Genomic DNA, 9,217 nt, shown 5'->3' on the forward strand with positions numbered 1-9,217 from the left:
GGCGCCGAACGTGCACGGCGGCCGGGAGAACCTGGAGGCGATCGCGTTCCTCCAGGAGGTCAACGCCACCGTCTACCGGCACCACCCGGGCGTGCTGATGATCGCCGAGGAGTCGACCGCCTGGCCCGGCGTCACGAAGCCCACCTCCGAGGGCGGGCTCGGGTTCGGGTTCAAGTGGAACATGGGCTGGATGCACGACACCCTGCTCTACACCTCGAAGGACCCGATCTACCGGCAGCACCACCACCATCAGCTCACGTTCTCGCTGGCGTACGCGTGGAGTGAGAACTACGTGCTGCCGATCAGCCACGACGAGGTGGTGCACGGCAAGGGCTCGCTCGCCGGCAAGATGCCCGGCGACACGTGGCAGCGGCTGGCGACGGTGCGGGCGCTGCTGGCGTACATGTGGGCGCATCCGGGCAAGCAGTTGCTCTTCATGGGCTGCGAGCTGGCCGACGACAGGGAGTGGAGCGAGGAGCGCGGCCTCGACTGGTACCTCACCCACGACCCGGCCCGGGCGGGCGTGCAGCGGCTCGTCGCCGACCTGAACCGGGTCTACCGGGCCAGCCCGGCGCTCTGGGCGCAGGACACCGACCCGGCCGGTTTCCGCTGGATCGCCGGGGACGACGTGGCGAACAATGCGGTGTCGTTCATCCGGATCGCGCCGGACGGGCAGACGCTGGTGTGCGTGGCGAACTTCTCCGCGCTGCCGCTGGACGACTACCGGATCGGCCTGCCGGCAGCAGGTACGTGGGCCGAGGCGCTGAACACCGACGCCCACCACTACGGCGGTTCCGGCGTGGGCAACCTGGGCGAGGTGCACGCGGAGAACATCCCCTGGCACGGCCTGCCCGCGTCGGCCTCCCTGCGTATCCCCCCGCTGGGCGTTCTCTGGCTCCTACCCGCAACTGCCTGAGTGCGAGTACCGCCAGAACAGCCACGGCGGCCGGCACTGAGACAGCGTCTTCGGTTGGGCGGGTTGGTTCAGCGCTCGTTCTGTTCCTGGAAGTCGATGATCGCTTCGCCGTTGTCTCGAGCCCAGTCGGTCAGAACCTTGATCGGCTCGACCAGGGTCTGCCCGAGTGGAGTGAGGCTGTACTCGACGCGTGGGGGTGCCTCGGCGTAGGCGTGGCGTTCGACCAGGCCGTATGCCTGCAGGCGGCGCAGGGTCTGGGTGAGGACCTTGTGGGAGATGCCGCCGATGAGTTGGGCCAGCTCGCCGGGGCGCCGGGGTTGCAGGCTGAGTGCGAACAGCACGATCACCGCCCACTTCTCGGTGATGATCTCGACGGCCAGGCGGGTGGGGCAATCGGCGAGGAAGACCGGGCCCGGGGTGTCGTGCACAAAGTCGAAAGGTACCAGCGGGTTCCTATCGGCTCCGTAGCGTCTTGCGGCGAAGCCCTTCAGGAACGCAAGGAGCCATTCATGCCACGAGTAGTCGTGTTCGACGAGACCGGCGGTCCGGACGTTCTGCGCGTCGTCGACGAGCCGGTCGTCGAGCCCGCGGCCGGCGAGGTACGCGTACGGATCGAGGCCTTCGCGGTCAACCCGCTCGACCAGATGGTCCGGGCCGGGCAGTCCCCGCGGCCCGTGCCGTTGCCGCACGCGCGGCTGGGCGTCGAGGGGACCGGTGTGATCGACGCGCTCGGGTCCGGGGTGACCGGGCTGGCCGTCGGCGACCCGGTCATCCTCGGTGCGATACCCGACTTCGAGACCAGGGGCGCGTACGCCGAGTACACAGTGCTGCCGGCCGACCGGGTCGTGCCACGGCCCGCCGGGCTGGAGCCCGTCGCTGCGGCGGCGCTCTGGGTGTCGTACTTCACCGCCTACGGCGCGCTGGTGGACAGAGCCGGGATGCGGCCCGGGGACCAGGTCCTGATCACCGCGGCGTCGGGCGGTGTCGGGCGGGCCGCGATCCAGATCGCCAACCAGATCGGCGCCGTGCCGATCGCGGTCACCCGGCAGAGCGCCAAAGTGGAGAGCCTGTTGGCTGCCGGAGCCGCCGCGGTGATCGCCACCGACCGGGAGGACATCGGGGAGGCCACCCGGCGGCACACCGGTGGGGTGGGCGCCGACATCATCCTGGATGCTGTCATGGGCCCGGGCCTGGCCGAGCTGTCGCTGGCTGCGAAGCTCGGCGGCACCCTGGCCACGGTGGGCTGGCTGGACCCGCGCCCGGCGTCGTTCCCGGCGAATCCGTCACTGACCATCTATCGCTACATGAGTTTTGCGGACATGGTCGACCCGGTGACCGCCCGGCGCGTCGCCGCGTTCCTGGCCGCTGGTGTCCGCACCGGCGTGCTGCAACCGATGGTGGACCGGGTGTTCACGTTGAACGACATCGTCGAGGCGCACCGGTACCTGGAGAAGGGAACGGCGACGGGCAAGATCGTGGTGACGCCGTGACAGTCGGCCGCCGATCATGAGGTTGACGGCAGTTGTTGATCTCTACAAGGCGGTCAACCTCATGATCGACGCGAAGAGGAGGGGCCGGCGGTCAGACCAGGTCGGCTTCTCGGAGGAGCTTCCAGAGGCCGGCGCCGTCGGGGGCGCACCGCCACTTCTGGCCCACCGGGCCCGAGGAGGGCCGTCCGGCGGGAGCCGGCAGGCTGCCGGCCAGCACCGACTGCGTCGGCGACAGCTGCCGGATCGCCACCCCTGCGACGTGGTCCGGGTGCGCTGCGGCGAACTCCCGGTAGATCTCCGGGTCGTGCTGCCCGTCGTCGCCGATCAGCAGCCACCGCACCTCGGGGAACTCCCGGGACAGCCGGGCCAGCGTGGCCCGCTTGTGCTCCCGGCCGCTGCGGAACCACCGGTCCGCGGTCGGCCCCCAGTCGGTGAGCAGCAGTGGCCCGGCCGGGTAGAGGTGCCGGGACAGGAACCGGGTGAGCGTCGGCGCGACGTTCCAGGCGCCGGTGGACAGGTAGAACACCGGCGCGCCCGGGTGGGCGGTGGCCAGCCGCTCGTACAGCACCGCCATGCCCGGCACCGCGGTGCGGGCGTGCTCGTCCAGCACGAACGTGTTCCACGCGGCCAGCAGCGGCCGGGGTAGCGCGGTCACCATGACGGTGTCGTCGATGTCGGAGAGGATGCCGAACCGGACGGCCGGGTCGAGCACGCGGACCAGCGCCTCCACCGGTTCGGCGTCGGCGACGCTGAGGCGTACGCAGCCCCAGCCGGGGGTGAAGTCGGCCTCGATCACGGTGTCGACGAACCCGCTGCGGTCGGCGGTCACCTCCTGGCGCACGCCGTCGGCCTCGATGGTCACCCGGATGTGCTTGGCGGGCAGCGTGGCGAAGCTGCGCCAGCCCCGCACCTTGTCCAGGCGGCCCCGCCGCCGGGTGTCCGGGCGGCCCAGCAGCACCCGGCAGAGCACCCGCGCCCAGCCCGGGGCGCCGTAGCCCGCGTACGCGATGATGTTGGGCTGCCACCCGGTGCGCCGCAACCGGCGCTCGACCAGGCCGTGCACGGCGTCCTCGAAGCGCGCGGCGCGGTGCAGTCGCGGTACGGCAAGCTGGTCCGGTGGTGTGGGTGGCACGCTGCAACACTGCCACACCCGGCCGGGCCCGGCCACGCGAGTGATCCACACCGATCGGCCCTCGGAGCCGCGTTCCGCCGTGACAGACTGCGGTCGGGGCGACGACGGGGGCGTTGGTCGTGTCGACGACGAAGCGGGACCGGGTGCGGCCGCGTCCGGACGCGCCGGCGCTGGTGGCGTTGCTGCTCGGTGTGGCCGGAGTCGGCTACCGCCTGGTGCTGACGCTGCTCACGGTGCCCGCGTCGAACAGCGACGAGGCCACGTTCGGGCTGGCCGCGCTGCACATCGCCGAGCGCGGTGAGCGGCCGGTCTTCCTCTACGGCCAGCGCTACATGGGCGTGCTGGAGTCCTACCTGGCCGCGCCGCTGGTCGGCTGGGCCGGGCCGAGCTGGCCGGTGCTGCGGCTGCCGCTGCTCGCGCTCTTCGCGGTGTTCCTGTGGCTGGCGTACCGGCTGACCCGCCGCCTGTTCTCCCCCTGGCTGGCGGTCGTCGTGGTGGGCCTGCTGGCGCTCGGCTCGGAGCGGGTGGTCCGCGACCAGCTCACAGTGGTCGGCGGCCGTCCGGAGGTGAAGCCGGCGGTGCTGGCGATGCTGCTGCTCGCGGTGGCGCTCGGCGAGGAGCGGGTCCGGCACCGCTGGCTGGCCACCGGCGCGTTCGGGCTGCTCGCCGGGCTGGCGCTCTGGTCGGACTGGCTGATCGCGCCGTACCTGCTGGTGGCGGGCGTGGTGCTGGTCCTGGCCATGCCCCGGGAGCTGATCGGCTGGCCGGGCGTGCTGCTGGTGGCGGGCTTCGCCGCCGGGATCGCGCCGGTGGTGAAGGACAACATCGTCGCGCCGGCCGGGCAGGACTCGCTGTCGGTGTTCCGGGAGATCAGCACCAAGGAGGGCGTCGCGCCGTCGCTGGCCGAACGGCTGCGCGGCGGACTGCTGGAGGGGGTGCCGCTGGCGTCCGGCCTGTGCCCGATGGACGGCTGCGCGCGCTGGACGCAGTGGTTCGGCGTGCTCTACCCGGTGCTGCTGGTGGCCGCCGCCGCGCTCGGGCTGGTCGCGTACCGCCGGGCCGCCGACCACGCCGCGCGGGTCCGGGCCGCGGCGATCCTCGCGCTGGTAGTGGGCGCGGCGTTGACCCTGCTGGCGTACGTGCGCAGCCCGCTCGCCGCGACCGACCCACTCGGCAACTCCCGGTACCTGTCGGTGCTGCAGATCTCGCTGCCGGCCGTGCTGTGGCCGCTCTGGCTGGCCGCCGCGCACGCGCTGCGCAGAACCGCCGGTCCGGCCGCCCGGCTCGGCGGCGCCACGGCGGCCGTGGTGCTGGCCGGGCTGACCGCCGCGACGCTGGCCGGCACCGTGGCGTTCCTGGCCGGCGTGCCGGGCGTACGGGAGGAGGAGCGCACGGCCCGCCGCCTGGCCGACACGGTGCGGAACGCCGGTCTGCACGAGGTGTACGGGGACTACTGGACCTGCAACCGGCTGATCTTCAACACCGGGGAGACGGTCGCGTGCGGCGTGCTCGACGGGGCGCTCACGCCCGGGCAGAACCGCTATCCGGCGTACTGGCAGCGGGTAGCGCGCGCGCAACGGCCCGGGTACGTGCTGGACATCGGCTCCCCCGCCGAGCGCACGCTGCGGCGGCTGCTTGGTGACCGCGCCGACGCGGCGGTGGTGGCCGAGGTGGGCGGCAGTCGCGTGTACCACCCCGACCGTGCCGTGCGGCCGTGGCGCTGAGCCCGGCCCGTACGCTGTGCCGGTGCTCATCCTGCTGCCCCCGTCGGAGGGGAAGGCCGAGGCCGGCACCGGCCGCCGGCTGGACCTGTCCCGGCTGTCCCTGACCGAGCTGAACCCGGCCCGGGAGGCGGTGCTGACCGCGCTCGTCGACCTGTGCGCCGGGCCGGACGAGACGGCGGCCCTGGCCGCGCTGGGCCTCACCGCGGGGCAGCGCGGCGAGCTGCGCCGCAACGCCCGGCTGCGGGAGGCGGCGACGGCCCCGGCCGGGCGGCTCTACACCGGGGTGCTCTACGAGGCGCTGGGCCTGGACACGCTGCCGCCCGAGGCGCAGCGGGCGGCCCGCCGCCAGGTGCTGATCAGCTCCGGGCTGTGGGGCGCGGTACGCCTCCCCGACCGGATCCCGCCGTACCGCTGCCCGATCGGGGCGCGGCTGCCCGGGCTCGGGGCGCTGTCGGCGTACTGGCGTGGCGCGCTCGGGCCGGTGCTGGAGCCCGCCGCCGGACGCGGCCCGGTGCTGGACCTGCGCTCCGGCGCGTACGCGGCCACCTGGACGCCGCGCGGCGCGCTCGCCGAGCGGACGGTGACGGTGCGGGTGCTGCACGAGCGGACCGTGGACGGCACGCCGACCCGGTCGGTGGTGAGCCACTTCAACAAGGCGACGAAGGGCCGGCTGGTACGGGATCTGCTGCTCGCCGACGCCCGGCCGCGTACCGCCGACGCGCTGGTGGGGGCGCTGCGGGAGCTGAAGTACACGGTCGAGGAGGCGCCCCGGGCGGCCGGGCGGCCCCGGCAGGTCGACCTGGTGGTCACCGTACTCTGACCGGCGGGCTTCCCGCAAATTTTGCTCAAGGCTCGGCCGCATCGGTTCCCGACCCGGCCGTTGGCGGCAACGGTAGAGGTACCCCGACTCTGACCGAGGAGCTGCGCCGATGCTCGCCGAGCCCACCTCGCTGCTCGACCGCCCCCGCCCGTCCCCGCCGCTGGACTGGCTGACCCTGACCGACGCCTTCGAGATCGCCTGCATGGTGCGCTGCACGCCGCCGCCGGCCGCCGACGTACGCCGCCTGGACCCCGGACCGCACCGGGGCGGGATCGCCGAGTTCAACCGCGAGGACGCGGCGCACCGGATGCGGCAGCTGCTGGGTCGACTCGACGTGCCGGTGCAGCACGAACTGACCACCGGTGGCCTGCGCCGCCGCTACGAGCTGCACCGGCTGGCGGTGCCGCCGCAGCACCGGGCGGCGTACGCGAATCTGCTCACCACGGGCTGGCGGCAGGGCCGCCGGGAACTGCTCGGCGGGCCGTTCCCGGGCGCCTCGGCGGCGCGGCGGCTCTGGCGGCCCCGGCTGGCGGCGGCGGCCTGGCGGGCGGCGCTGCTCGCCGGCGGCCGGCACGTACGCCGGCACTGCCTCGGCATCCGGCTGGCCGACCGTGACCTGGCCGCGGTGCTGGTCCGCAGCGCGGCGCTGCTGGAGGTGCCGGCGGCGTTGCGGCCGGGCGCGGGCTGCTTCCTGGTGATCGTGCCCAACGGGGAGCACCGGACCCGGATCACCGAGAGCGCGGAGCTGGCCGCCGCCGGCTGACCGGCCCGGCGGCGGGCTTGCGCGGCGGCGGGTGCACGGCGCAGAGTGCAGCCCGTGAGCCGACACTGGCCTGTGCGCGCCGCCGCCCCGCTCGTGCTGGTGCTGCTGCTCGTCTCCGGCCTGGCCGGATGCCGGGACGAGCCGGCCGAGCCGACCCGGATCCGCATCGCCACCGGCAGCCCGACCGCCGTCTACCACGCCTTCGGCCAGTCGCTCGCCGCCGTGCTCAACCGGGAGCTGCCCGGGGTACGGGCCGAGGTGGTGGTCACCGCCGCCTCGGCGCAGAACGTCCGGCTGGTCGGGTCCGGCGCGGCGGAACTGGGCTTCACCCAGGCCGACGTGCTCCCGGCACGTGAACCCGAGCATCCGTCGGTGCTCGCCGTGGCCCGCGTCTACGACGACCTGCTGCACCTGGTCACCCGCGCCGGCGGCCCGATCCGCACGCTCGCCGACCTGCGCGGCCGGCGGGTCTCGGTGGGCGCCGACGGGTCCGGCACCGAGATCACCGCCACCCGCCTGCTGGAGGTGGCCCAGCTCGACGGCGACCGGATCCGCCAGGAGCACCTCGGGCTGGACGACTCGATGACCGCGCTGCGGGAGGACCGGATCGACGCGTTCTTCTTCTCCGGCGGACTGCCCGTACGCGGCGTCGCCGACCTGGCCGAGCGGACCTCGCTGCGGATCGTGGACCTGGGCGAGTGGACCGAGGCGCTGCGCCGCGGGTACGGGCAGGTCTACGTGACCCGGGACATCCCCCGCTCCATGTACCAGGCGGAGCCGGTCAGCACGGTGGCGAACCCGAACTACCTGATCGTCCGCGCCGACCTGCCCGCCGCGCTGGTGCGCGACGTGACCCGGCTGCTGATGGAGCGCCGGGCGGAACTGGCCGCCGCGCACCCGGCGGCGGGCCGGATGAGCCAGCGGTCGGCGATCGTCACCACCCCGCTGCCGCTGCACCCGGGCGCGGCGCAGTGGTACCGCGCCGCGAAGCCCTGAGCTCGCGCGCGGTCAGCGGGTGGCCGGCTCGCCGTCGTGTCGCGGGCCCACTGGCTCGGCGGTCTCGGCCTCCCCGCCGGCCTCACCCGGATCGTCGGCGGGCGCCGGGAACCACAACTCGGCGACCAGGCCCCGGGGCTCGCCCCGGCGCATGGTGAGCCGGCCGTCCGAGGCGTCCACGAGCACCGCCGCGATGGTCAGCCCGAGGCCCGCGCCGTCCACGTTCTGCACGTCCGGCGCCCGCCAGAACCGTTCGGTGGCCTGGTCGAGCTGGCTGGCCGTCATGCCCGGGCCGGTGTCCCGGACGGTGAGCGTCGTACCGCCCTCGGCGGCGCGGACCGTCACCGTCACCTCTCCCCCGGCCCCGCTGAACTTCACCGCGTTGTCGATCAGGGCGTCCAGCGCCTGGTCGATGGCGGTGGGTACGGTGCGGGCGTACACCGGCTCGCCGTCCGCGTCCAGGCGCAGCGCGACGTCGCAGTGCCGGGCCAGCGGCAGCCAGGCGGACACCCGGGACGCGGCGGTGGCGGCGGCGTCCACGGTGACCCGCTGGTTCTCCTCCCGCTCGGCGCGGGCCAGGGTCAGCAGCGCGTCGAGCACGGTGGCCAGCCGGTCGGTCTCCTCCAGCGCCAGCCGGTGCTCGGCCCGCCCGTCCGCGTCGCTGAGGCTGGGACCCAGTTCCTCGACCCGCAGCCGCAGCGCGGTGAGCGGGTTGCGGAGCTGGTGGCTGGCGTGCGCGACGAAGGCGCGCTGCCGGTCCATCACGTCGGAGACCGCGTCGGCCATGTCGTTGAAGCTCGTCGCGAGCCGGCGCAGCTCGGGTGGGCCGAGCCGGGGGCGCACCCGCGCGGTCCGGCGGCCCTCGGCGATCTCGTGGGTCACCGCGTCCAGCTCGGTGACCGGGCGCAGCACCCAGCCGGCCAGCCCGAACGCGGTGGAGACGCAGGCCAGCACCGCGAGCAGGCCGATGCCGGCCAGCAGCAGCCACCACGCGCTGACGGTGCGGCGCACCCCGTCCGCCGGGCTGGTGGTCACCACCGCGCCGAGCACCTCGCCGCCGTCGTTGATCGGCACGGCCGTCACCACCGGCCCGCCGTCCCACGGCCAGACCGACTCGGGGCCGCTGAACTGCTGCCCGGACAGCGCGGTGTCGAGCGCCGCGCCGGTGCCCGCGCCCGGCTCCCAGGCCGACGAGGCGGCCACGGTACGGCGCTCCCGGTCCACCACCGCAGCACCGATGCCGTAGAGGGCGTCGTAGGCGGCCAGTTCCCCGTCGAGCGGACCGGGGCTGCCGCCGCGCAGCGCCGGGCCGGCGAGCGAGGCGAACCGGGTGGCGTCGGCGAGGCGGTCGGCGCGTACCCGGTCGGTCTCCCGGG

General features: G+C 74.5%; 9 protein-coding genes. 6 read left to right on the forward strand and 3 right to left on the reverse strand.

Annotation, left to right across the window (positions count from 1 at the left end):
• On the forward strand, nucleotides 1-916 hold a 916-nt coding region (locus KBX39_RS14115), incomplete at its 5' end, for an alpha amylase C-terminal domain-containing protein (RefSeq protein WP_210870959.1).
• Nucleotides 917-984: 68 nt separating this feature from the next.
• Here the strand turns inward: KBX39_RS14115 and KBX39_RS14120 are convergent.
• Complete coding sequence (locus KBX39_RS14120; protein WP_069089950.1) at nucleotides 985-1,344, reverse strand: helix-turn-helix domain-containing protein; 360 nt, start codon at nucleotides 1,342-1,344, stop codon at nucleotides 985-987.
• Between the two features lie 81 nt (nucleotides 1,345-1,425).
• Here KBX39_RS14120 and KBX39_RS14125 point away from each other — a divergent pair, with 81 nt between their 5' ends.
• Entirely contained in the window at nucleotides 1,426-2,406 is a 981-nt protein-coding gene (locus KBX39_RS14125; RefSeq protein WP_064447484.1) for a zinc-dependent alcohol dehydrogenase family protein, read from the forward strand.
• A gap of 91 nt (nucleotides 2,407-2,497) precedes the next feature.
• Here the strand turns inward: KBX39_RS14125 and KBX39_RS14130 are convergent, their stop codons facing one another.
• Nucleotides 2,498-3,574, reverse strand: coding sequence for an App1 family protein (locus KBX39_RS14130; protein WP_210870962.1), 1,077 nt, complete (start codon nucleotides 3,572-3,574; stop codon nucleotides 2,498-2,500).
• Between the two features lie 83 nt (nucleotides 3,575-3,657).
• On the opposite strand from KBX39_RS14130, the gene KBX39_RS14135 reads away from it, so the two are divergent.
• From KBX39_RS14135 to KBX39_RS14150, 4 genes are all read left to right on the forward strand, one after another.
• Nucleotides 3,658-5,262, forward strand: coding sequence for a hypothetical protein (locus tag KBX39_RS14135; protein WP_210870961.1), 1,605 nt, complete (start codon nucleotides 3,658-3,660; stop codon nucleotides 5,260-5,262).
• Between the two features lie 16 nt (nucleotides 5,263-5,278).
• Nucleotides 5,279-6,082: a peroxide stress protein YaaA gene (yaaA, locus tag KBX39_RS14140; RefSeq protein ID WP_210870964.1), complete on the forward strand. Its 804-nt coding sequence runs from the start codon at nucleotides 5,279-5,281 to the stop codon at nucleotides 6,080-6,082.
• A gap of 109 nt (nucleotides 6,083-6,191) precedes the next feature.
• Nucleotides 6,192-6,845, forward strand: coding sequence for a hypothetical protein (locus tag KBX39_RS14145; protein WP_030499746.1), 654 nt, complete (start codon nucleotides 6,192-6,194; stop codon nucleotides 6,843-6,845).
• A gap of 54 nt (nucleotides 6,846-6,899) precedes the next feature.
• Nucleotides 6,900-7,841 (forward strand): TAXI family TRAP transporter solute-binding subunit, encoded by a 942-nt coding sequence (locus KBX39_RS14150; RefSeq protein ID WP_083297126.1) that lies wholly within the window; start codon nucleotides 6,900-6,902, stop codon nucleotides 7,839-7,841.
• A gap of 12 nt (nucleotides 7,842-7,853) precedes the next feature.
• Here the strand turns inward: KBX39_RS14150 and KBX39_RS14155 are convergent.
• Nucleotides 7,854-9,217, reverse strand: a 1,364-nt coding sequence (locus KBX39_RS14155) for a HAMP domain-containing sensor histidine kinase (RefSeq protein WP_247660189.1), incomplete at its 5' end; no start/stop codon positions are given.

The sequence above is a fragment of the Micromonospora sp. D75 genome, from assembly GCF_018070405.1.
GTDB lineage: Bacteria > Actinomycetota > Actinomycetes > Mycobacteriales > Micromonosporaceae > Micromonospora > Micromonospora chalcea.

Coding starts and splice junctions, on each gene's coding strand:
- KBX39_RS14145 (WP_030499746.1), top strand. CDS start 6,192: ATGCTCGCCGAGCCCACCTCGCTGCTCGACCGCCCCCGCCCGTCCCCG.
- KBX39_RS14125 (WP_064447484.1), top strand. CDS start 1,426: ATGCCACGAGTAGTCGTGTTCGACGAGACCGGCGGTCCGGACGTTCTG.